The sequence below is a fragment of the Ferrimonas sp. YIN67 genome, assembly GCF_057219095.1.
This window is the reverse complement of the sequence record NZ_JBXVVJ010000003.1, coordinates 65,527-88,339: the sequence shown is the minus strand read 5'-3', so window position 1 is coordinate 88,339 and position 22,813 is coordinate 65,527. Positions and strand designations below refer to the sequence as shown.

The following is a 22,813-nucleotide window of genomic DNA, read 5'->3' as shown; positions in this document are numbered from 1 at the left end:
AAGGGGTCAGAGACATTGAAATCGTGCGCTTCCAGTGAGAAGAAGCAATGAGAGCGCGAAGCCTAGTAAGGGGCCGCTGGGCCTGGGGCTTAGAAGAGAGAAGAATGGCCTCCCCAAGAGGACTCGAACCTCTATCGGCCGCTTAGGAGGCGGCTGCTCTATCCTGTTGAGCTATGGGGAGTTGGCCCACATTCTAGCGACATTTTTTGTGTAAATGAAAGGCTTAAGAAGCGATTGCGCAGTTTGTGAACGATTCGGTGAGTGGGCGTGCCCGGTTTGACCTGGCTATCGGGAAGGAGAGCCAGGTCAAATCGGGGGTTGGTGGTATCGGGAAGCCTACAGGCGTTTCGGCAGGCTGTTGCGGATGGTGTCGATATCGCTGATGGCGAGGTTTTTGGCCACCTCTCCTTGGATCGTCTGTTGCAACGGTTTGCTTTGGTGTCGACGGAGTTCACCAAGGAACTGGGGCGGGGCAACGATATAGAGTTTGTTCATCTCACCTTCGTTGCGGGCCTGCTCCAGGGTTTGACAGATGTTGGCGGCAAAGCGGCTGCGCACTTCCCGCATTGCTTGTTGTTCGTGGCCCATATCGTGAGTGTTTTGACCACTGCGGTTTCGGCCCTGACGATCGGCGACGATATCCCCTGGGTGGGCACGTCCTTCGGGAAAGCTGATCCCCTGCTGTTCGATGATAGGGCCACTGGCCTGCTCGTTAGTAAAGAAGCGAGCGTGACTGCTATCGGCAACGACAACCCAAGTGTTCGGCATGGTCATTTCCCCTTATTGGTTGGACGAAGGGCAGCCTTGTTCCGTGCCCAACGCCGTGGGCGGCAGAAACTGCCCGCTGTCTTCGAGTATAGCTGCTGTGCCTTTAAGGGGAGGCTGGGGGACGCTCTTGGCTGGGTTACTGGCGTTGTACCCAGTCACCGATCTGTACGCCAAATTCAGCACCGCGACCTTCGATCCGTGCTCGGGCCGAGTCGGGACGGACCTGCTCCAGGATCAGGCTGATCCCGCTGTCCTGGCCCCAGGACTGGTTGGCCTGGGTATATTGTTGCACCAGCTGCAGTCGGTCGCCGGGACGGACGCCGTTGCGCAGTCCCAGATCGATGATGGCACTGTCCTGATTGAGGGAGACGATGCGCCCCTGCAGGGGCTGGCAGGCGAGCAGGCGATCGACATCGGCCACGAGATCCAGGCTCAGGCGGCGTAACTCGGCGCCGAAGTCACTGCTCCAGAAGCGCTCGGTGGCGGTGTCGGCGATCTCCTGGCGTTGATAGGGCCAGCCGGCGGCGCTGCGGTAGCGTTGCTGCCAGATCTTTTCCCCACTGAAGGCGTCATAGAGTCGGCCTTCGATGGCGATGGTGCGGGTGGCGTCGCGCTCGAACAGGCCCAACAGCTTGTCGGGCCGGTCGATACTGATGTCGTCGAGGATCACGTTGAGCACATATTGACTGCGGTCCTGCTCCCCCAGGTTGACGATCCAATCGGGGTTGGGAGAGAGTAGATCGAGGCGCAGATCGTCTCGGGCACGCGCAAAGGCGTTACGGGCTTCGCCGCTGATCACATTGGTGAGCAGGCGGCTGAGGGCGGCGTCCAGTTCATATAGGCCGCCAGGTACCAGTTGTTCCCGGTAGCGCACCTGAGCGCGGGGAATGGAAATGGCCGCCCGGCCCACCAGGCCCTGGCAGCCGCTATTGAGGATGGGCTCCAGCTCGACCAGCAGGTGCACGGTATACATATCGCCACGACGCTGTTCCGACAACAACTCCATGGAGCGCACCTGGCTTTGACTCTGCCAGCTCATCTGCTCCTGTTCGAGTACGCCATTCTGACTTTGCTGAGTAAAGTCCACCAACCCGCCCTGACTCATCACGGCTTGGCTCAGTGCCCGATCAATAGCCCGCTGGCGAGCATCCTCTTCGTTGTTGTTGATCACCGGGGCTTCACCGCTGATCTCTATGGGCATGCCGTGCAGGGTAAAGGAGAGGCACAGCAGCGCGGCAAGCAGGGAGCGGGATAGGGTGTGCGGCATCTTGGTGACCTTCATTGACGACATGGTAACCGGATCGGTTCATCAGATGGGATCCGGTTGATGATTCTGGGACGATTTGGGGATTATAAGCAAGCAGTGTGCCTAAAGGTTATGGTTTTCACGCCGATAGCAAAGGACAATAGGGCGAACTGACTAAATAGAGGGGCGACCATGCGTTGGATCGCGATATTGTTGGCGGGTTTGTTGACTGCCTGCGCTCCCACGAGTGATGAGCAACCGTATTACGGCTTTGGGGATGACGGCAAACCTTTGCCGCCTACCGGGGCGATCAATGAGCTGGCTGGGCGGATTGCCGCCGATCTGCTGCGTCATCATAACGGTCTGGACAGTAAACCTGTTCTGGCGGTGACCACGCCGGTGATGCTGGATCAGTATGAGCGCAGCAGTGTCTTTGCCATGCAGTTGGGTGAGGCGCTGGTGACGGCGTTGCACCAGCAGGGCATGAGCCTGGTGGATCTCAACGGCTCGGATCGGGTACGGATCGGTGAGCAGGGCAATTTATTGCTGTCCCGTGATGTGGCCAAGCTGTCGGCCAAGATGGCCGTGGATGAGGTGATGGTGGCCACCGTGGCGCGGAGCCGGGAAGGGGTGCAGATCCACAGCCGGATCCTCAGTGTTGCCAATAACCGGGTGATGGCGGCGAGCCAGAGCAGCATTCCCTGGCAGGTATTACCGGCATTTTTCCAGCCCTCGGGACAGGTGAGCATGGAGCAGGGCCGCCTATACCGTCATGCCAGTCGCACCGATGGCACTGTGATTGAGTGGGAGGAGAGCAGATGAAGTCGCTGATACAAAGCCTGCTGGCCCTGGGCTGGTGCGCATTGCTGGCCGGTTGTGCCCTGGATCGTCATGTGGAGTATGAAACCATTGAGCCCGAGAGCTTTCCTCTGCTAACGGCCACCGGGATAGCCCCTTTATCGACTCAGTTGGGCAGCACCGATGAGGAGAAGATGCGCCGGGCGATGCGGGCGGCAAAGCTGGATGCCTATCGTGAGCTGGCGGAGCAGATCTACGGTCAGCGGATCCAGGGGCAGAGCCAGGTCGAGGAGGCGGTTTTGTTGGATGATCAGTTCCGTACTCAGGTTGATGGCGTGATCCGAGGTGCCCGGGTGGTGCGCAGCTATCCCGTGGGTGACAGTTATGTCACCGAGATGGAGCTGGACTTCCGTACCGTATGGCAACTCTATCAGCAGCGACCAAAGCAGCGGATCCGTCAGGTGACCTACTACTGACGTACCGGTGGCATACCGGCAAACGATGAACGGATGATCAAAGGCGGCCTCTGGGCCGCCTTTGTTGTTTTTGCTGCTGGAGCAAGGGGGGAAGAGGGAGTGAACGCTGAGACCGGAGAGGGTTACAAGCTTGTCCTAGCGTCAGATGACGAGGCGTCCGCGGGTAAGACCAAGCAAGATGTCGTTTTAAGCAAAAGGTTTACTGTGGGAGGGAGTATTTTCCGACTCGGACATGAGTCGAATGCAAGGCTGCGTAAAGATCGCGTAAAGGCCATGGACTGTGATTGAGAACACATTACCTTTTTCCGTACGCAAAGGGCCGCACCGGGCCGGGTATGAGTAAAACTGCTTGTGAAACAGTCTTTACCGAACCTTGCTTTGTAGTAATTAAACTACAGAAGGGGCAAAATATCACAGAAGTTCGATTTGAGTTTGGACTCATGCTTTGTGACTTTGTTTTGGCCTGGTTCAAACTTTTCGAATGAAGTGCGCGCCTGGCGGGGGATGGGAGGATAAAATCGCCGCCCGAGCCAGACGGCTCTTTGCTTGTTGCTGTGAAAATTTGAAACGTACCGATATGGATTTTATGTAATAAAACCGAAAGTCAGTGCGATAAGTGTTGCCTAAATCACTGAAAAAAATTCGCCTTCAGTTAGTGTGGCAACCATAAGTAGGCGTCCCTGCTGTCGACCCCGAAATGGTCATTTGTTGGCCTAGGCAGACCTCGGCGATCCCGAGTTGCCACGACGTAAGACAGGTGAAAAATCGAACATGCCTCGACCGATTTCAAAAACTAAGGACTTAGTACCCATGACCGTAGATAAACCGGCAGTGATCCGACTGCTATCGCCGTTTACCGGTATCGCCTGTCCTCTAGAGCATGTGCCGGATCCGGCCTTTGCTCAGAAGATGGTGGGTGACGGTTTCGCCGTTGACCCGACTGAGAACGTGCTGGTTGCGCCTTGCGACGCCACCGTTACCCAGATCCACCCATCCCGCCACGCGGTAACCCTGACCACCGAAGCCGGTGTTGAGTTGCTGATCCACATCGGTGTGGACACAGTGAAGCTGCGCGGTGAAGGCTTCAAAGCCCTGGTTGAGGCTGGCCAGAAGGTGACTGCTAACACCCCTCTGGTTGAAGTGGACATGGATCCGGTTGCTCAGGGCGTTAAGTCCATGCGTACCGTTATCCTGCTGACCGATCAGGATCGCATCGCTTCTTTGAAGACCACCGAGGAAACCTTCGTTCAAGCCGGTGACTTCCTGTTTGAAGCCGAGCTGAGGGCCGATACCGCCGCTGCGGTTGATGCTTCCGAGATGCAAGCTTCCGAGCCGGTGACCGTGATCAACCCGACCGGTATTCACGCTCGTCCTTCCGCCGCCATTGTCGCCATTGCCAAGCAGTTCAACAGCACCATGATGCTGGAGAAAGACGGCAAGCAGGTAAACGCACGCTCCGTTGTCGCCCTGATGGGTCTGAACATCGGTTTCGGCGATGACGTTAAAGTTCTGGCCCATGGTGATGATGCCGACGCGGCCATCGCTGCTCTGGTAGAAGGCCTGAAAGCCGGCCTGGGTGAAGAGGGTGCTGATCCGAACGCCGTAGTCGAAAAGAAAGCCGCCCCTAAGAGCGATTTCGATATCTACGCGGAAGAGTCCCTGCTGATCGAGAAGTCCAGCGACGAGAACAAGGTACTGGGTGTTGAGGCTTCTGCCGGTCAGGCGAAGGGTACTCTGTACGTCATCGAGTGCGAGCTGCCGCAAGCGTCCGAGCAGGGCGCGGGCGTATCTGAAGAGAAAGCTGCCCTGGATAAGGCCGTTGCCGAAGCTAAGCAGACTCTGGAAGCCTTCGTTGCCGAGCTGCGCGAGAAGGGCATGGGTCAGAAGGCCGATATCTTCGTCGCTCACCAGGAGCTGCTGGAAGATCCAGACGTGTACGATCACGCTGCTGCCGCCATTGCCAATGGTAAGTCCGCGGGCTTCGCCTGGGGCGCTGCCATCGACAAGCAGGCCGAGTTCCTGGCGGGTATGGACAACGCCCTGCTGGCCGGTCGTGCTGCCGACCTGCGTGATGTGGGTGGCCGTGTGTCCCGCATCCTGGCCGGTCTGTCTCAGGAAACCATTCCTGCCGATCTGCCTGAAAACACCATCCTGGTGGCCAAAGATCTGACTCCGTCCGACACCGCCAACCTGGATCCTCAGCGCGTACTGGCCATCGCCACCGTGCTGGGTGGTTCCTCCAGCCACAGCGCCATCCTGGCGCGTGCCATGGGCATCGCTGCCATGGCCGGTGTGGAAGAGCGTATCCTCAAACTGCACGGCACCGCCGCGCTGATGGATACCTCCAAGGGCCACATCATGCTCAACCCATGCGAAGCCGAGCTGGCCGAGCTGGCTCTGCAGCAGCAGCGTCAGGCCGAGGTGAAAGCCGCTGCCAACGCTGCGAAGGATGAGCATGCTCACACCACTGACGGTGTACACATCGAAGTGGCTGGCAACATCGCCAAGGTCTCCGATGCGCCAAAACTGGTTGAGAAGGGCGGCGACGCCGTTGGCCTGCTGCGCTCCGAGTTCCTGTACGAGACTTCTGCCGTCTTCCCAACTGAAGCCGAGCAGGAGCAGGCCGTACGTGAGGTACTGACCACTCTGGGTGACCGTCCGCTGATCGTCCGTACCCTGGACGTGGGTGGCGATAAGCCACTGCCGTACCTGCCACTGCCGGAAGAGGAAAACCCCTTCCTGGGCGAGCGTGGTATCCGTGTGGGTCTGGATAAGCCTGCCGTACTGCGTCAGCAGTTGCGCTCCCTGCTCAAGGCTGCCGAAGCCGGTCGTCTGCGCATCATGTTCCCAATGATCTCCAGCCTGTTCGAACTGACGCTGGCCAAAGAGATCCTGGCGGAAGAAGCGGCCAAACTGGGGATCGACATGAGCACCATCGAGGTGGGGATCATGATCGAAGTACCGTCTGCCGCCGTGATGGCCGATATTCTGGCCCCGCACGTGGACTTCTTCTCCATCGGTACCAACGATCTGACCCAGTACACCCTGGCGATTGACCGTGGTCACCCGAAACTGGCTGGCATCGCCGACGGCCTGCACCCTGCGGTTCTGCGTCTGGTGAAGATGACCGCCGACGCCGCCCGTGCCGCAGGCAAGTGGACCGGCGTGTGTGGTGGCCTGGCGGGCGAGAAAGATGCCGTGCCGCTGCTGATCGGTCTGGGCGTGGAAGAGCTGTCCTGCTCCGTTCCGGTTATCCCGGAAGTGAAGCATCAGGTTCGCAGCCTGAGCAAAGAACAGTGTCAGGAACTGGCTGCCAAAGCCATGGCCTGTGCCGATGCCAAGCAGGTTCGTGAGCTGATGCGTGAGTTCCACGCCGGCCATGAAGCTCAATCCCAAAGCGCTTAAGCCAGAGTGACGGACAAATAAAACAATGAGTATTTTTAGTAACGCATTTGCGACCCTGCAGAAGGTCGGTAAAGCGCTGATGCTGCCGGTATCTGTACTGCCGGTAGCGGGTATCATGCTGGGTATTGGTGCCGCCAACTTCAGCTTCCTGCCTGAGATTGTTTCCCAACTGCTCGAAGCGGCCGGTGGTGCTGTATTTAGCAACATGGGTCTGCTGTTCGCCATGGGTGTAGCCCTGGGCTTTACCAAGAACGATGGTGTGGCAGCGGTTGCGGCTCTGGTGGGTTATGCCATCATGATCAAGACCATCACCCTGTTGGCACCGGGCACCGATGTCGGTGTTTTGGGTGGCATCATTGCCGGTGGTATCGCAGCCTGGGCCTTCAACCGCTTCTTTAAGCTGGAGCTGCCCCAGTACCTGGGTTTCTTCGCTGGTAAGCGTGCCGTGCCGATCATCACTGGTTTTGTTGCCATTGCGGTTGGTGCGATCCTGACCGTGGCCTGGATGCCAATTGGTTGGGCCATCGACACCTTCTCCCATTGGGCGGCCTACCAGAACCCGACTCTGGCCTTCGGCCTGTACGGTGTGATTGAGCGCTCCCTGATCCCGTTCGGTCTGCACCACGTGTGGAATGCTCCGTTCTTCTTCGAGGTGGGCTCCTATGAGCTGGCCAACGGTGAAGTGGTTCGCGGTGTACTGGGTCGCTTTGCTCAAGGTGATCCAACTGCCGGTCAGCTGGCGGGTGGCTACTTCTTCAAGATGTTCGGTCTGCCGGCCGCGGCCTTTGCCATCTGGCACAGTGCCAAGCCTGAGAACAAGGCGAAAGTGGGCTCCCTGATGGTGTCTGCCGCCCTGACCTCTTTCCTGACCGGTATCACCGAGCCGCTGGAATTTGCCTTCATGTTCGTGGCGCCGGTACTGTACGTGATCCACGCCCTGCTGGCTGGCTCCGCTTACGTGGTCTCCAACAGCCTTGAGATTGCTCACGGTACTACCTTCTCCCACGGTCTGATCGACTTTATCGTTCTTAGCCCGAATGCTCAGAAGATGCCGCTGATGGTAGTAATTGGTCTGGCTTACGCCGCCATCTACTACACCGTGTTCCGCGTAGTGATTAAGGCACTGGATCTGAAAACTCCGGGGCGCGGCGATGACGAGATCGAAGAAGTTAATGCCGGTGAAGGCACCGAGCGTGCTCGTAACTTCATTGAGGCCTTCGGTGGCCCAGAAAACCTGGCCAACGTGGACTCCTGTATCACCCGTCTGCGTATGACCGTGGTCGACGCGGCCAAGGTTGACCAGGCTCGCCTGAAGCAACTGGGCGCCTCCGGTGTGATCGTCTCCGGCAACGCCATCCAGGCGATTGTTGGCACCACTGCCGAGATCACCAAGACCGAGATGGAAGAGATGCTGAAATCCGGTGGCTACACTGCGGCTGCCCCGGTTGCCGCTGCTGTTGAAGCTGTGGTTGAAGCCTCTGCCGAAGACAAAGCCAAGGCTAACGCCCTGTCTGCCGAGCTGGCCGGTCTGAAGTCCGTCAAAGCCATCGCCGACAACCGTCTGCGCGTTGAGCTGGCCGACACTGCGGCTCTGAATAAAGACGCTCTGGTAGCGGCTGGTGTTCAGCACGTCGTCGTGATGAGCGGCTCCGTGGCCCACCTGCTGTTCGTTGAGAACACCGCAGGCCTGAGTAAGGCTCTGGAAGCCAAAGTCGCTTAACACGGTGGCCCAATAGGCCCCTGATTTAATTGTTAAAAACCCCCGTGGTCGGAAGACCTCGGGGGTTTTTGTTTGCGTGCCCAGGGGGAAAGTGATCGGGTGTAACCTAGGGCTTCCCGGTTGCCCCGGCGTAGGTTGACGTCGAGCGGAGCGAGGCTCAACGTTTTCACTTCCCGGTTGCCCCGGCGTAGGTTGACGTCGAGCGGAGCGAGGCTCAACGTTTTCACCGGATATGATTTGGGCTTTCACCGGATATGATTTGGGCTTTCACCGGATATGATTTGGGCTTTCACCGGATATGATTTGGGCTTTCACCGGATATGATTTGGGCTGTCACCGGATATGATTTGGGCTTTCACCGGATATGATTTGGGCGGTGTTGAGCTTCGCTTAGGCTCAACTCAACCTACGGTTTTCGTGATTTTCCCGGCTTCCCGGTTGCCCCGGCGTAGGTTGACGTCGAGCGGAGCGAGGCTCAACGTTTTCACCGGATATGATTTGGGCTGTCACCGGATATGATTTGGGCGGTGTTGAGCTTCGCTTAGGCTCAACTCAACCTACGGTTTTCGTGATTTCCTCGGCTTCCCGGTTGCCCCGGCGTAGGTTGACGTCGAGCGGAGCGAGGCTCAACGTTTTCACCGGATATGATTTGGGCTTTCACCGGATATGATTTGGGCGGTGTTGAGCTTCGCTTGGGCTCAACTCAACCGACGGGAGACAAGTGGCCGGATTAAAACAAGGGGGTTATGCAACGCTGAGCTGGTGGCTCGAATTCTCCCTTCTTTATGCCGTGGGCGATATTTTCACCAACCCTGTAGTAAGCTAAAAAACAAGACAGAAGGTCTCAGGAGCAATGCCATGTTTCGATTTTGGATCTTGGGTTTGATGGTGCTGCTGGCCGGGTGCGTGAGCCAACCCGATCCCAGCACGATGACGCGGCAGGAGTTGCGCCAGTATGAAAAGGAGCAGCTTGAGATCAAGCGTAACCATGAACGGATCAACCGCAGGCTCGATGCCCAGGAGGTTCGGCGCAGTGCCCGGCAGGCCAGTCAGCCGTGATGATCTGGCTTTAGATGACAAAGGCCCCGCAATGCGGGGCCTTTGGCGTGATGGGGAGACTCAGGCCTTGATGGATTTGCCCAGGCGCTGGCCGACGTGAGTTTGACCGTCGCCATCATAGGTCATCGACTTGGCGTGGCGGGTTGTGCCTTGCAGCACCTGCTGCAGCCGGGCAAGGCTGGCGGAGGCCAGCTCCGCTTGTTGCTGATTGTGGCCGTTGCGTTGCTGACACTCGGCCAGCAAGGCCTTGCCCTGTTGGGCCTGCTCTTTGAGCTGGGGATCGGCGTTGAGCTGCTCGAGATCGGGGTGCCGGGCCAGGTTTTTATCCGACAGGGCAATTTCATCAAGCATGGCCAGCTTGCGCTTGAGCAGGGCTTCTATCTGCTCAACATCGCGGTCCACCAGGGCTTGGGTTTCTTCCTGTAAAAGCACCAGCAGCTGCTCCAGTCGGAGCAGCTGCTGGGAAAGCAGATCGGCAATAGCAGGACGGTTCATAGAGTGGTTAGTGCTCGTGCAGTCCATCGAGCTCGCTTTCAAAGCGGGCGATGTTGTCGGCCAGTTTCTCCGGATCGACATGGTAGCGACCTTCGGCGATCGCCGCACGAACGGCGTCGACTTTGGCCTGATCGATGCCTGTGGCATTGGCCAACCCCGCCTCGGCACGGGTCAGTTGCTGGGCCTGTTCGGTCAGCTTGACCTCATCTCCTTGGCTGTGGCGTGGTGCCGCTTCGGCTTGCTGGGCAGGTTTGCCCTGAGCCGGAGTGTTTGGGGTCAGTGGACGGGGCGAGCCGCCAACCAGTTTGTTCAGATCGATAGCCATGATTGTTGGCTCCGTTTGCTAACTGTGTACATCTCTATACTGGGTTTATCGTCTCGGGGAGCAATTTCTTTAGAAATAAATGCAGCCAAATGCTTACAGTCGGACTTCGACGGTGCCGACGGCGACGATAAGGGCCTCAATGATACGCTCGGAACGGCTGTTTTTCACCCGGATTGTGTCACCAACGTTGCCGTTACCGATGGCCTCGCCAGAGGTTTTCAGTTCCATGCTGCCGGTGCGGGCCAAAATGGTGACCAGATCGCCACGACAGACCTGGCAAATGCTGTTTTGACGAATGGCCTGGTTGGCGCCGATCCTGCGGATCAGGCGAGACCCAGCGATTTCGGATGGATCGGTGAAGTGATTGCCGCGCAAGGATTGAGCATCGACAAACTCCACTCGCAGCAACTGACTCTCCAGTACGGTTTCGGCGGCGAGGGCGGCGGTGGCGACCACTACGGGATAGCGGATCCGAGTGTGGACCGGTACGTAGACAGACCAGCCGCCCGGGGTCGGACAGGCGACTTTGACCGTGGTGTAACGACCTGAGCCACTGTTGCCCGGTGCACTGGCGATCAGGGGAAGATCGCATCGGGCAAAGTTAAGGCGCTTATCCAGTTCTTTGGCGTTTATGTCGACTTGGGCTTGTGTCGGAAAGTCAGTAAAGGCGGCAACATACTCTTCAGCGGTCTGCTGGATCTCCTGCAATGATGTGTTGTCAGCTTCTGCCCAGGCGGAAAAAATCCAGGGTAAAGTGATGAATAGAACGACAATCTTGCTAAAGTTTAATTTCATGGTAGGGCCGTTTTGACTTAACTTGAACCTGATCAGGGAAACTGCTAAAACGCCGCTGCATTATAACCAGAATATTGCCCCGCCTTGTTGGGGCTGAAATGATATACCTACTTTGTTCGATAAGGACACCGACTTCATGGCTAGTATCCTCGACTCCGTTAACCAGCGCACCCAGTTGGTTGGTCAGAACCGTCTGGAACTCTTGCTGTTCCGCCTGCGTGGCCGTCAGCGTTACGGCATTAACGTCTTTAAGGTGCGCGAGGTATTGCAATGCCCGAAGCTCACCGTCATGCCTCACCAGAGCAAGGTGATCCGAGGGGTGGCACATATACGGGGACAGACCATTTCGGTGATCGACCTGTCGGCAGCCATCGGTGGGCCGGCCATGGAGCAGACCGAAGACAGCTTTATCATTATCACCGAGTACAACCGCAAGGTGCAGGGATTCCTGGTTGCCGGGGTGGATCGCATTGTTAATCTGAATTGGGAAAAGGTGATGCCACCACCTCAGGGCAGTGGCCGCAGCAACTACCTTACCGCGGTGACCGAACTGGATAACCAACTGGTGGAGATCCTCGATGTGGAGAAGATCCTCGACGAGATCAATCCGGCCAACACAGAGCTTAGTGCCGAGGTGGCTCAGCAGATGAGACCCGTGTCGGAGAAGCGTCGTACCATTCTGGTCGCCGATGATTCCGCCGTGGCACGCAAGCAGGTGCAGCGGGCATTGGCTCCGCTTGGATTGGATATCATCCTGGCCAAAGATGGCCTGGAGGCTCTGCAAAAATTGCGCGAACTCTCGGCTCAATGTGAGGGTGATATCAGTGAGCTGATGCATCTGGTGATCTCTGATATTGAGATGCCGGAGATGGATGGCTATACCCTGACCGCCGAGATCCGAGCCAATCCCAAGTTGCGTTCACTGCGCGTGGTGCTGCACACCTCTTTGTCCGGAGTGTTCAACCAGGCGATGGTGGATAAGGTGGGTGCCGACCAGTTTATTGCCAAGTTTAATCCCGATGATTTGGCCGCATCGGTGAATCGTTACCTGGCCGAAGTTGAGGTGTAAGGCTTGCCGACAAAGACGTTAGCCAACAGCGAATACCAGGCATTCGCCGATTTTCTGCAGTCCCATAGCGGTATCGTGCTGGGGGATAACAAGCAGTATCTGGTGCGCAGCCGTTTGGCTCCGCTCATGGATCAGTATGAGCACAGCACCCTGGCTGGTCTGGTGCATTCGGCGATGCAGATGGGCCAGCATCAGCTTAAGAACGATGTGATCGAGGCGATGACCACCAACGAGACCTTCTGGTTTCGTGATGGTTACCCCTTTGAGCTGCTCAAGGATGTGGTGCTTCCTGAGCTCTGCAAACAGGGGCGGCGCCTTCGGATCTGGTCTGCCGCTTGCTCCTCCGGCCAGGAGCCCTACTCTCTGGCGATGGCACTGCAGGAGTTTCGCTTGAGGAACCCCGGCAGGCTGTTGCAGGGGGCGGAGATCCTGGCCACGGACATCGATAACCAGATCCTCAGCCAGGCCCAGAAGGGGGAGTATGATGCCCTGGCGATGGCCCGCGGCCTCACCGAGGAGCGTAAACGTCAGTTCTTTGAGCCCCTGGAGCGTGGAGCGGCCCGGCTTAAACCTGAGATCCGCAACGCCGTAACTTTTCGCCGAGCTAATTTGTTGGAATCCTATGTTTTGCTCGGCAAGTTTGATCTGATCTTTTGTCGTAATGTCCTGATCTATTTCAGCACAGAGAGTAAACGCCAGATCCTGCGGCAATTTGCTGCCGCCCTGAACCCGGGGGGATACCTGATCTTGGGGGCATCCGAGTCCATGGCAAACCTGTGTGATGGGTTTGAGATGGAGCGTCATCCGGCGGGGATCCTCTACCGGCGGCGTTGATCGGCTTCCTGCTCCCCAGTACTCAAGAAAAAGGCGTGCCATTGGCACGCCTTTTGCTTTTCCTGGGCATAGACGACGAGGCGGCAAGGGCCGACGAGCCGGTTTTGGGAGGTAAGGGTTTGGCAATCTCTTTTGATAAAGCACTGGGCATTCACCAGCATACCTTGGGCGTTCGTGCCGAGCGGGCGGAGCTGTTGTCGAGTAACATCGCCAACGCGGACACCCCGGGCTACAAGGCCCGGGAGCTGGATTTTGAACAGGCCCTGAGCGGGGCGAAAAGTCAGCAGTCGTTTAATCTGAGCCGCAGTCATGATAAGCACTTTGCCGTCAGCCTGGATCCCCAGCCCGCCGCCAAGTACCGGGTACCTATGCATCCGGATACGGGGGACGGCAATACGGTCGATCTGCAGATCGAGCGAAATGCCTTCGCGCAAAATGCCCTGGAGTACCAGATGAGCCTGGAGTTTCTTGGCAGCAAGTTTGCCGGCATGAAAAAGGCCATTCGAGGAGACTGACTATGAGCCTGTTTAATATATTTGATGTAGCGGGCTCGGGCATGAGTGCCCAGTCAACCCGACTGAACGTAACGGCTTCGAACATGGCCAATGCCAACACCGTCAGTTCCAGTGCTGATGACACTTACAAGGCTCGTCAGCCTATCTTCGAAGCGGCGCTTAACCAGGCCAGTAGCAGTCAGTCCCAGAGCGTGCCGGTACGGATCGCCGGGATCGTCGAGAGCGACAAGCCGATGATGCGCGAATTCAACCCCAACCATCCCTTGGCGGACGGCGACGGTTATATCTACAAACCGAACGTGAACGTGGTGGAGGAGATGGCCAATATGATCTCCGCCACACGCAGTTATCAGGCTAATGTCCAGCTGGCGAGTGCCGCCAAAGAGCTGGCTCAGCAGACCCTGCGCCTGGGTAAGGGCTAAGGAGCGATAGATGAGCACCATCAATAACGGCTTTCTCGACTCCATCAAGTGGCAACAGGAGAAAACACCGGAAGCCAACCCTAACCAGGCGCTGACACAGGAAGATTTTTTCTCCCTGCTGTCGCAGCAGTTGTCGATGCAGGACCCCTTCGAGCCGGTGGACAATGATCAAATGATCTCCCAGATGTCATCGTTCGCCACCGTTGACGGGATCAATAGCCTCAATGAGGAGATCAAGAGTCTCAACACCATGATGACCTCCAACCAGGCGTTGGAAGCGTCTGGATTGGTGGGGCAGAAGGTGCTGTTGCCTTCCAGTGCGGGCTACCTGGCGGAAACGGGCGAGCCGGTCTCTGGAGTGATCAGCGTTCCTCAGGGCAGCCAGAGTGTGCTGGTTCGCGTCGAGGACGGTACGGGTCAGGTGGTACGCACCCTCCAGGTGCCCAGCAATGGCAGTGGCAATGTCGATTTTAGCTGGGATGGTACCGACAGCAATGGCAACCCTTTGCCACCGGGCACCTACAATTTTGCCGCTAGCGGCATGGTCAATGGTCAAACCGAAGAGCTGGGCGTGTACGCCTATGCCCATGTGTCCAGCGTCACCTTAGGCGGCGCGGATTACGAAACTGTATTGAATTTGAAAGGTCTTGGCGGGATCACCCTGGGTGATGTGTTGGCCGTCGCACAAGGATAAGAGGAAACCAGCATGTCATTTAATATCGCATTGAGCGGGATTAACGCGGCTCAGAAAGATCTGGACACCACGTCCAATAATATCGCGAACGTCAACACCATCGGCTTTAAGGAGTCCCGCGCCGAGTTCGCCGATGTGTACAATAACTCTTTGTTCACTAACACCCAGACCACCACAGGCTCGGGTGTGGCCACGGCCAATATCGCCCAGCAGTTTCACCAGGGAGCGCTGAACTTCACCAATAATGCGTTGGATCTGGCGATCAACGGCGCCGGTTTCTTCGTTACCAACTCCGAGTTTGGCGGCCAGGATTACAACTACACCCGGGCCGGGGCCTTTGGCCTGAATGACAGTAACTTTATCGTTGATTCCCAGGGCAACTACCTGATGTCACTGCCGGTGAACAGTGATGGCACGGTGCAGTCCGTGTCTCTGTCCACCACCAATCCGGTGCAGATCCCACAGACGGCCGGCCAGCCAAGGGCGACCAGTTCCATCGACATGTCCATGAACCTGCCCGTGGCGGAAGCGGAGCTCAATCCGGCACTGTTTGATCCGGCCGATCCCAGCACCTACACCACCTCCACGTCCGTGACCATCTACGACTCCCTGGGTGAGCCACACATTCAAACCACCTACTTCGTCAAGCCAACCGGTGGCGCACTGGACAACAACAGTCAGTGGCTTGCCTTTACCACGGTGGACAACCAGCCCGTGGATATCTGGGATACCACCAATGGTGGCCCACTGACGACGACCTGGATGCAGGACACGACGGGGGATGGAGTGGGCGACACGCCACAAACGGCCACCGGCGCCAGCGGCCAGACCGGTTTTGTCCTGAGTTTCGATGATGTGGGCAGCTTCCTGGGGACCAACCCAGCCGTGGTGGAAACTCAGGCTTTGGGCCAGGCCGATCCGACCGGTGGGGCTGGTGCCAACGTCATCGGCCCGGGCACCGACGGCACTCAGCGCCTGACCCTGAATTTCCTCAATCCGACTCAGTATGCCGCGCCGTTCGAGGTCACCCAGCTGAATCAGGATGGCACCACGGTCGGTCGCCTGACCAATGTGGAAGTGACCGCCGAAGGCCTGATCAACGCCACCTACTCCAATGGCACCCAACAGGCTCTGGGCAAGGTGGCCCTGGCTCGCTTTGCCAATGAGCAGGGGTTGTCTCAGATCGGCAACACCTCCTGGAAGCAGAGTCAGAGCTCGGGCGAGCCCCTGGTGGGCGAAGCCAATATCGGCGCATTTGGCTCCATCCGCTCGGCGGCCCTGGAACAGTCCAACGTCGATTTGACCAATGAGCTGGTTGATCTGATCTCGGCCCAGCGTAACTTCCAGGCCAACTCCCGGGCCCTGGATGTCTCCAACCAGTTGTCTCAGAACATCCTGCAGATCCGCTGATCGCGGGGTTAGCGACTAGCGAATCACCCGGGCTCTCTGCGAAGAGCCCGGGTACAAAATCATCGTTCCGAGTTGTGCGACACCCGATGAAGGGTGAGTGTTCCCAGGTTTGGGGATCTGGGTGCTTGGGACCAAGGTTCCAGGTTTCAGGTTCTAACACCAGCACCTATTGAGGACGCTTCGCTGACCGAGTGCAGGAAGAACTGCTTGTCCTGTGTCCTGCTTGTCCCTGTTTTCTGCTTGTCCCTGTTTTCTGCTTGTCCCTGTTTTCTGCTTGTCCCTGTTTTCTGCTTGTCCCTGTTTTCTGCTTGTCCCTGTTTTCTGCTTGTCCCTGTTTTCTGCTTGTCCTGTTTTCTGCTTGTCCCTGCCCCTTTGCCGCCCCCGGCAATTCATTTCCCTCGTTGCCGTGTCGTGACGCCCAAAGTCGTTCAGTTCTTTAGAAAAATCCCATAAAATCCGCACTTTGCCTAATGGCATAGTATTTGCTGACTCTTTATCCAGAAAGGGTCAGCAGTGACCGACAAGACGGACCGATTGCCGGATCCCGGGACAGGAAAGCGACGTGGATAATTACCTCTATCTGGCCGCCAGTGGCGCCAAGCAGAATATGAACGCCCTGGCCGTGCACGCCAACAACCTGGCCAACGCCAAGAGCGATGGTTTCAAGGCGGACATGCAGCAGGCCCGTTCGATGCAGGCCTATGGGGAAGGGATGCCGACCCGGGTGTTTGCCATGACCGAGCGTCCTGCCACGGATTTTGATCCCGGTGTGCTCAAGACCACGGGGCGCAACCTGGATGTGGCCATCAAGAATCAGGGGTGGTTTCTGGTGCAGGACAAACAGGGTGAAGAGGCCCTCAGCCGCAGCGGCAGCCTGCGTTTCGATGATCTGGGCATGCTGCTTGATGGCCGTGGCTTGCCGGTTCTGGGCGATGCCGGGCCGATCTTTGCTCCCCTGCCCATTGAAAAAGTCGAGGTGGCCCAGGATGGCACCATTTCCGTTCGCCCCCAGGGGGCTCCGGCCAACGCCATGGAGCAGATCGGCCAGATCCGCCTGACCAATCCGCCCATCAATACCCTGGTGAAAGGGGAGGATGGCCTGGTGCGCCGCATGGATGGACAACCCTATGAGGCGGCGGTGGAAGCTGCACTGCAATCGGGCGCGTTGGAAGGCAGCAACGTGAACCCGGTGGGCGAGCTGGTGGGGATGATCAATGCCCAGCGCCAGTTTGATATGGCGGTCAAGATGATGAAGACCGCCGAAGAGAATGACAAAGCACATGCGCAGCTGATGCGCGTGTAAGCAAGGAGATAAGAGTATGCAACCGGCACTTTGGATCAGTAAAACCGGGCTGGATGCCCAGCAGACGGACATCGCCAATATCTCCAACAACCTGGCCAATGCCAGTACCGTTGGCTTTAAGAAGAGTCGGGCGGTGTTTGAAGATCTGCTTTACCAGACCATCAACCAGGCGGGGGGGATCAGCTCTGCGAACTCAGAGTTGCCTGCGGGTCTGACCCTGGGGGCGGGGACCAAGGTGGCGGCCACCCAGCGGATCTTCAGCCAGGGCAACATGCTGACCACGGACAACAGCCTGGATCTGATGATCGAGGGCCCGGGCTTTTTCGAAATTCAGCTGCCTGACGGCACCATCGCCTATTCACGTAATGGCCAGTTTACCGTTAACGACGAAGGCGAGATGGTCACGCCCGGCGCCGGCTACCTGCTCAATCCGGGGATCCAGTTGCCGGAAGATGCCCAGACGGTGACCGTGTCCGGTGAAGGTGAGGTGTCGGTACGGGTACCGGGCCAGGCGGAGAATCAGGTGATCGGCCAGATCGAGGTGAGCAATTTCGTCAATCCCACCGGCCTTGAGCCCATCGGTCAGAACCTCTACCTGGAGACTGGCGCCAGTGGTGCACCGATCCAGGGCGTGCCGGGCCTCGATGGCCTGGGCAGCATCCGTCAGGGGGCGCTGGAGACCTCCAACGTCAACGTCACCGAGGAGCTGGTCAACATGATTGAGAGTCAGCGGATCTACGAAATGAACTCCAAGGTGATCTCCACCGTGGACCAGATGCTGGCCAACCTCAACCAGCAGCTGTAACGGAGCATTAGGATGAAACGGATACAGATGCACGCACGGGGGCTGATGGCCTTGTTGGCCGCGTTCACCCTGGTGGGCTGTACTCACCCCAATGCGCCGCTGCCGGACGATCCCTACTATGCGCCTGTCTACCCCGACCTGCCCATGAGCCAGGTGGTGACCACGGGCTCCATCTATCAGGATGCCTATACCAACGAGCTGTATTCCGACATCAAGGCGCACCGGGTTGGTGATGTGATCACCGTGATGCTGGCGGAGCAGACCAAGGCGAAGAAATCCGCTTCTGCCGAGATCAGCAAGAATAACAACATGTCGCTGGACCCCATCTCGGGTCTGGGCGGCGATGTCACCATCGGCGGCAACCCACTGGATCTCTCCTACAACGAAAAGTATGACATGAGCCGTGAGGCCGGGGCCGATCAGTCCAACAGTTTGGCCGGAGCGATCTCGGTGAACGTGTTGCAGGTGCTCAGTAACGGCAATCTGGTGATCCGGGGAGAGAAGTGGATCACCATCAATGATGGCGACGAGTTTATTCGTATCACCGGCATTATTCGTCCTCGGGATATCAGCCCGGATAACACCATCGCCAGCACCCGGGTGGCCAATGCCCGTATCCAGTACAGCGGCACCGGCACCTTTGCCGATTCACAGAAAACCGGCTGGCTGGCCCGCTTCTTCTCCGGCCCCCTGTGGCCCTTCTAAGGAGAACGTCATGATGCAATTTTGCCGTGTTTTAGCGAGCGTACTGCTCTTGTCTCTGCTCCCCTTGGCGGCGCAGGCGATGCGTCTGAAGGACATCACAGACTTGCAAGGGGTACGGAGCAACCAACTGGTGGGCTATGGACTGGTGGTGGGTCTGCCCGGTACCGGCGAGCAGAGCCGCTACACAGAGCAGAGCTTTGCCACCATGCTGTCCAATTTTGGTATCAACCTGCCCGCCAATGCCCGGCCCAAGTTGAAAAACGTGGCGGCGGTGGCGGTGCATGCAGACCTTCCGCCGTTTGTGAAACCCGGTCAGCAGATTGACATCACCGTCTCCTCGGTCGGCAGTGCCAAGAGCCTGCGGGGGGGCACTTTGTTGCAGACCTTCCTGAAGGGGGCGGATGGCAAGGTGTACGCCATTGCCCAGGGTAGCCTGATCGTCTCCGGTTTTTCCGCCGAGGGCGCCGATGGCTCCAAGGTGATGCAGAATACCCCCACAGTAGGGCGTATTCCTGCGGGTGCCATCGTCGAGCGCAGTGTCCCGACGCCCTTTGCCTCCGGGGATTTTCTTACCTTTAACCTGCACCGGCCGGATTTTTCCACTGCCAAGCGGGTGGTGGAAACCATCAACGGCCTGCTGGGGCCTGGGGTCGCCCGGGCCATGGATGCGACTTCCATCCAGGTCTCGGCCCCAAGGGATCCCTCTCAGCGGGTTTCCTACCTGGCGACGTTGGAGAATCTGCAGGTGGAACCGGCGGATGAGTCGGCCCGAGTGATCGTCAACAGCCGCACCGGCACCATTGTCGTGGGCAAGGATGTGCGCCTGATGCCCACCGCCATCACCCACGGCGGCTTGACCGTGACCATCAATGAGAACTTCAACGTGTCCCAGCCCAACGCCTTTGGCGGTGGCCAGACGGTGGTGACGCCGGAGTCCGAGATCGGGGTGATCCAAGATAACAGCCGCATGTTCAAGTTCGATGCGGGGACCTCCCTGGATGAGCTGGTCCGGGCGGTGAACGAGGTGGGCGCGGCGCCGTCGGATCTGATGGCGATCCTGGAGGCCCTGTCCCAGGCCGGCGCCCTGCGGGGCGAGCTGGTGATCATCTGATGGACAGCCTGAAGCAAAGCAGTCACTACCTGGATCTGGCTAGCCTGGATAACCTGCGACAGCAGGCCCAGAGCGATCCCGATGCCAGCTTGCGTGAGGTGGCCCTGCAGTTTGAAGGGATCTTCATGGGGATGATGCTCAAAAGTATGCGGGAAGCCAACGCGGCCTTTGAAGACAGCGACAGCCCCTTCTCCAGTGATACCACCAAGTTTTATGAGCAGATGCACGACAGTCAGATGGCAACGGCCCTGGCCTCGGAAGGGAGTCTGGGGCTGGCGGATCTGATCGTGGCTCAGCTTGGTGGGGATGCGTCTGTCCTGCCCGCATCGGCCCTGCGGACGCCGGAGCCGATTGCCCCGGTGGCGCTGGTGCAACCCCGGGAGTCGGCTCCTGAGTCGATCGAACCGGCAGAGTCTGTCATGCCGCCCCTGCAGGCGGCCATCAATCCTGAGCCGCCGACGGTCCCTGCGGGCGGTTTCGAGTCCCCGGCGGAGTTTGTGGCCCAGCTATTGCCCCAGGCCAAGGAGGCGGCCAGTGCCCTGGGGCAAGATCCCATGCTGTTGATTGCCCAGGCGGCACTGGAAACCGGCTGGGGCAAGAAGATCCTGCCGGGGCCGGACGGGCAAAGTAGCCATAATCTTTTCAACATCAAGGCCGATAACCGTTGGGATGGTGGGAAAACCTCCATCAATGCACTGGAGTTTGAAGATGAACTGCCGGTGATGCGCCGAAGTGCCTTCCGAGTCTATGACGATCTCAAGGCCAGCTTTGACGATTACGTGAATTTTTTGCGCCAGCCCCGTTACCGAGAGGCGGTGGCGGCAAAGGATCCCGATGGCTTCATTCATGGCTTGCAGCGGGCCGGTTATGCCACGGATCCCAACTACGCCAATAAGATTTTGACGCTGTTCCAGAGCCTGTTGAAACAGGCCGACTAAGGACGTAAACCATGGCAGACATGATGAGTATCGCCCGCTCGGGCATTATGGCCGCACAGCAGCGCCTGGGAGTGACCAGTAATAACATCGCCAATGTGGGGACCGACGGTTACAGTCGGCAGGTGGTGGAACAGCGTACGCTGGAGTCTCAGAAGCTGGGCAACACTTTTGTCGGCAGCGGCACTTATGTCGCCGATATCAAGCGGGTCTACAACGAATATGCGCAGAAAGAGCTGAGCCTGGCGACCAGTAACCAGAGCCAGGCATCTACTCACTATGCCAGGATGTCGGAGCTGGATCAGATCTTCTCTGTGGTCGGTAAGTCGATCCCCAACTCCCTCAATACCCTGTTTGAAAACGTTAATAACCTGGCCGACATGCCAACGGATCTGGCGGTACGGGAAAATCTGCTGACTTCGGCCAGCCAGCTGGCGACCGCGTTCAATACCATGAGCCAGGAGCTGAACCAGCAGGTTCGACTGCAAAATGAGCAGATCGGCGGGGTGGTGGAGCATGTCAATGCCATCACCGCCGAACTGGCTTCCATCAATGGCGAGTTGCAAAAGGTGGCTGGTCAGGATCTGCAGTTGCTGGATCAACAGGACCGCCTGCTGATGGAGCTGTCCGAGTATGTTCAGATCAGCACCATCGATCAGCCCAATGGGGTGCGCAGCGTGATGGCCGGCGGCTCCATGATGCTGGTTTCTGGTGAGATGGCGGTGGAGTTGGGCACCACATCCGGTGATCCTATCCCCCACGAAACCCGATTGACCGCCACCACGGGCAATCAGACGGTGATCCTGCGCAATAACGAGGTGGGCGGCCAGTTGCAGGCGCTGTTTGATTACCGGGATCAGGAGCTGTCGACGGCTCGGGACCAGATGGACTTGATGGCCCTTGGGATCAGCAGCGCGTTCAATCAGGCGCAACAGCAGGGGCTGGATCTGGACGGTGAGCAGGGCCAAAACCTGTTTACCGACATTAATGATCCGAGTTTGATGTTCGGCCGTTCGGCCCAGTATGCCGATAACGCCGGTAACATGGTGCTGGGGGTGCAGATCGACGATGCGGTGCAACTGACCGGCGGGACCTATTCCCTGGGGTTTGATGGCAGTAACTATCAGCTAACCGATCAGTATGGTAGCTCGGTAGCCCTGGTGGCCGATCCCCAGGATCCCAATCGCCTGATCGGTGCCGAGGGGTTCAGCATTCAGATCGATCCGGCTCGCACTGCCGTCGCCGGTGACAAGTGGCAGTTAACGCCTACTGCCGGGGCCAGCAATGGCATCAAGAACCAGTTGACCGATCCCCGAGACATGGCGGCCGCCGGATATGGCTTGTCGACCTTAAGCGGTGCCGGTGAGGCCAGCCTGGTCTCGTTCGACCGGACCGATCCGGCTTTTCCGGCGAACGGTGAAGTGCTTACCATTACCGCTGATCCGGCCTTGGGCACCTTTGCCGTGCACAACAGCAGTGGCACTCAGATCAGCAGCGGGAGCATGAACGGCAACCAGATCGCGACCCTGGGTTTCGTGCTTGAGGTCGATGGCAATACGGCCAGTGGCGATCAGTTTCAGATGGATCTCTCTTTTGGCCCGGGTGATAACGGCAATGCCGTTGCCATGGCCAAGCTGGCGACCAGCAAGCTGGCCCATGGTGGTGACATGACCCTGGTGGATGTCTATCAGAACATCACCACGACGGTGGGCGGCAAGGCCCGGGCGGCGGAAACGGCGTTGATCTCGGCGGAAGCGGTGAAGGGCCAGGCCCAGACCCGGGTTGAGGCGGAATCCGGTGTGAACCTGGATGAGGAAGCGGCCGATCTGATGCGCTTCCAGCAGGCTTACCAGGCGTCGGCACGGATCATGACGGTGGCGAAGGAAACCTTCGATACCCTGTTTAACTCGGTACGTTAAGGAG

General features: G+C 58.2%; 22 protein-coding genes and 1 tRNA gene. 17 read left to right on the top strand and 6 right to left on the bottom strand.

The genetic code is table 11. The annotated features are described in order from the left end of the window. Positions 1–105: 105 nt before the first annotated feature. The 3 genes from AC2D8U_RS07600 to AC2D8U_RS07590 all read right to left on the bottom strand — a co-directional run bounded on the left by AC2D8U_RS07600 (position 106) and on the right by AC2D8U_RS07590 (position 2,035). Positions 106–181 (bottom strand) — tRNA-Arg (locus AC2D8U_RS07600). A gap of 155 nt (positions 182–336) precedes the next feature. After that, positions 337–768, bottom strand: coding sequence for a host attachment protein (locus AC2D8U_RS07595; RefSeq protein ID WP_484618460.1), 432 nt, complete (start codon positions 766–768; stop codon positions 337–339). 136 nt (positions 769–904) lie between these two features. Beyond that, positions 905–2,035, bottom strand: a complete 1,131-nt coding sequence (locus AC2D8U_RS07590) for a flagellar assembly protein T N-terminal domain-containing protein (RefSeq protein ID WP_484618459.1) — start codon at positions 2,033–2,035, stop codon at positions 905–907. A 171-nt stretch (positions 2,036–2,206) separates the two neighbouring features. Between AC2D8U_RS07590 and AC2D8U_RS07585 the strand changes: the two genes are divergently transcribed. From AC2D8U_RS07585 to AC2D8U_RS07565, 5 genes are all read left to right on the top strand, one after another. Further along, on the top strand, positions 2,207–2,836 hold the full coding sequence (locus AC2D8U_RS07585) for a FlgO family outer membrane protein (RefSeq protein ID WP_484618458.1): 630 nt from the start codon (positions 2,207–2,209) through the stop codon (positions 2,834–2,836). After that, positions 2,833–3,288: an LPP20 family lipoprotein gene (locus tag AC2D8U_RS07580; RefSeq protein WP_484618457.1), complete on the top strand. Its 456-nt coding sequence runs from the start codon at positions 2,833–2,835 to the stop codon at positions 3,286–3,288. Before AC2D8U_RS07585 ends, AC2D8U_RS07580 begins: the two co-directional genes overlap by 4 nt. A gap of 810 nt (positions 3,289–4,098) precedes the next feature. Continuing rightward, the gene (ptsP, locus tag AC2D8U_RS07575) at positions 4,099–6,693 is read left to right on the top strand and encodes a phosphoenolpyruvate--protein phosphotransferase (protein ID WP_484618456.1); all 2,595 of its coding nucleotides are present in this window, start codon (positions 4,099–4,101) and stop codon (positions 6,691–6,693) included. Between the two features lie 25 nt (positions 6,694–6,718). Then, positions 6,719–8,413 carry a PTS glucose transporter subunit IIBC gene (gene ptsG / locus AC2D8U_RS07570; protein ID WP_484618455.1) on the top strand — a complete coding sequence of 565 codons (1,695 nt, stop codon included), beginning with the start codon at positions 6,719–6,721 and terminating at the stop codon, positions 8,411–8,413. Between the two features lie 858 nt (positions 8,414–9,271). After that, positions 9,272–9,472: a hypothetical protein gene (locus tag AC2D8U_RS07565; RefSeq protein WP_484618454.1), complete on the top strand. Its 201-nt coding sequence runs from the start codon at positions 9,272–9,274 to the stop codon at positions 9,470–9,472. Positions 9,473–9,532: 60 nt separating this feature from the next. On the opposite strand, the gene flgN is transcribed toward AC2D8U_RS07565, so the two are convergent. The 3 genes from flgN to flgA form a co-directional block, all read right to left on the bottom strand. Next, a complete protein-coding gene (gene flgN / locus AC2D8U_RS07560) occupies positions 9,533–9,967 on the bottom strand; it encodes a flagellar export chaperone FlgN (RefSeq protein WP_484618453.1) in 435 nt (144 codons plus the stop codon). Positions 9,968–9,974: 7 nt separating this feature from the next. Beyond that, a complete protein-coding gene (gene flgM / locus AC2D8U_RS07555) occupies positions 9,975–10,292 on the bottom strand; it encodes a flagellar biosynthesis anti-sigma factor FlgM (RefSeq protein ID WP_484618452.1) in 318 nt (105 codons plus the stop codon). Between the two features lie 93 nt (positions 10,293–10,385). Further along, positions 10,386–11,087, bottom strand: a complete 702-nt coding sequence (gene flgA / locus AC2D8U_RS07550) for a flagellar basal body P-ring formation chaperone FlgA (protein WP_484618451.1) — start codon at positions 11,085–11,087, stop codon at positions 10,386–10,388. Between the two features lie 136 nt (positions 11,088–11,223). Here flgA and AC2D8U_RS07545 point away from each other — a divergent pair, with 136 nt between their 5' ends. The 12 genes from AC2D8U_RS07545 to flgK all read left to right on the top strand — a co-directional run bounded on the left by AC2D8U_RS07545 (position 11,224) and on the right by flgK (position 22,809). Further along, complete coding sequence (locus tag AC2D8U_RS07545; RefSeq protein WP_484618450.1) at positions 11,224–12,156, top strand: chemotaxis protein CheV; 933 nt, start codon at positions 11,224–11,226, stop codon at positions 12,154–12,156. Positions 12,157–12,159: 3 nt separating this feature from the next. After that, positions 12,160–12,990, top strand: a complete 831-nt coding sequence (locus tag AC2D8U_RS07540) for a CheR family methyltransferase (protein WP_484618449.1) — start codon at positions 12,160–12,162, stop codon at positions 12,988–12,990. A gap of 119 nt (positions 12,991–13,109) precedes the next feature. Beyond that, positions 13,110–13,505, top strand: a complete 396-nt coding sequence (gene flgB / locus AC2D8U_RS07535; RefSeq protein ID WP_484618448.1) for a flagellar basal body rod protein FlgB — start codon at positions 13,110–13,112, stop codon at positions 13,503–13,505. Between the two features lie 2 nt (positions 13,506–13,507). Next, entirely contained in the window at positions 13,508–13,927 is a 420-nt protein-coding gene (gene flgC, locus AC2D8U_RS07530) for a flagellar basal body rod protein FlgC (RefSeq protein ID WP_484618447.1), read from the top strand. Positions 13,928–13,937: 10 nt separating this feature from the next. Further along, positions 13,938–14,621, top strand: a complete 684-nt coding sequence (locus tag AC2D8U_RS07525) for a flagellar hook assembly protein FlgD (protein WP_484618446.1) — start codon at positions 13,938–13,940, stop codon at positions 14,619–14,621. 12 nt (positions 14,622–14,633) lie between these two features. Further along, positions 14,634–16,031 (top strand): flagellar hook protein FlgE, encoded by a 1,398-nt coding sequence (flgE, locus tag AC2D8U_RS07520; protein WP_484618445.1) that lies wholly within the window; start codon positions 14,634–14,636, stop codon positions 16,029–16,031. Positions 16,032–16,593: 562 nt separating this feature from the next. Then, entirely contained in the window at positions 16,594–17,334 is a 741-nt protein-coding gene (locus tag AC2D8U_RS07515) for a flagellar basal body rod protein FlgF (protein ID WP_484618444.1), read from the top strand. 16 nt (positions 17,335–17,350) lie between these two features. Then, the gene (flgG, locus tag AC2D8U_RS07510; protein ID WP_484618443.1) at positions 17,351–18,139 is read left to right on the top strand and encodes a flagellar basal-body rod protein FlgG; all 789 of its coding nucleotides are present in this window, start codon (positions 17,351–17,353) and stop codon (positions 18,137–18,139) included. Positions 18,140–18,151: 12 nt separating this feature from the next. Next, positions 18,152–18,844: a flagellar basal body L-ring protein FlgH gene (gene flgH / locus AC2D8U_RS07505; protein ID WP_484618442.1), complete on the top strand. Its 693-nt coding sequence runs from the start codon at positions 18,152–18,154 to the stop codon at positions 18,842–18,844. A 13-nt stretch (positions 18,845–18,857) separates the two neighbouring features. Beyond that, a complete protein-coding gene (locus AC2D8U_RS07500; RefSeq protein WP_484618984.1) occupies positions 18,858–19,955 on the top strand; it encodes a flagellar basal body P-ring protein FlgI in 1,098 nt (365 codons plus the stop codon). After that, complete coding sequence (flgJ, locus tag AC2D8U_RS07495; RefSeq protein WP_484618441.1) at positions 19,955–20,893, top strand: flagellar assembly peptidoglycan hydrolase FlgJ; 939 nt, start codon at positions 19,955–19,957, stop codon at positions 20,891–20,893. Before AC2D8U_RS07500 ends, flgJ begins: the two co-directional genes overlap by 1 nt. Before the next feature lie 11 nt (positions 20,894–20,904). Continuing rightward, on the top strand, positions 20,905–22,809 hold the full coding sequence (gene flgK, locus AC2D8U_RS07490) for a flagellar hook-associated protein FlgK (RefSeq protein ID WP_484618440.1): 1,905 nt from the start codon (positions 20,905–20,907) through the stop codon (positions 22,807–22,809). The last annotated feature ends 4 nt before the right edge of the window (positions 22,810–22,813 follow it).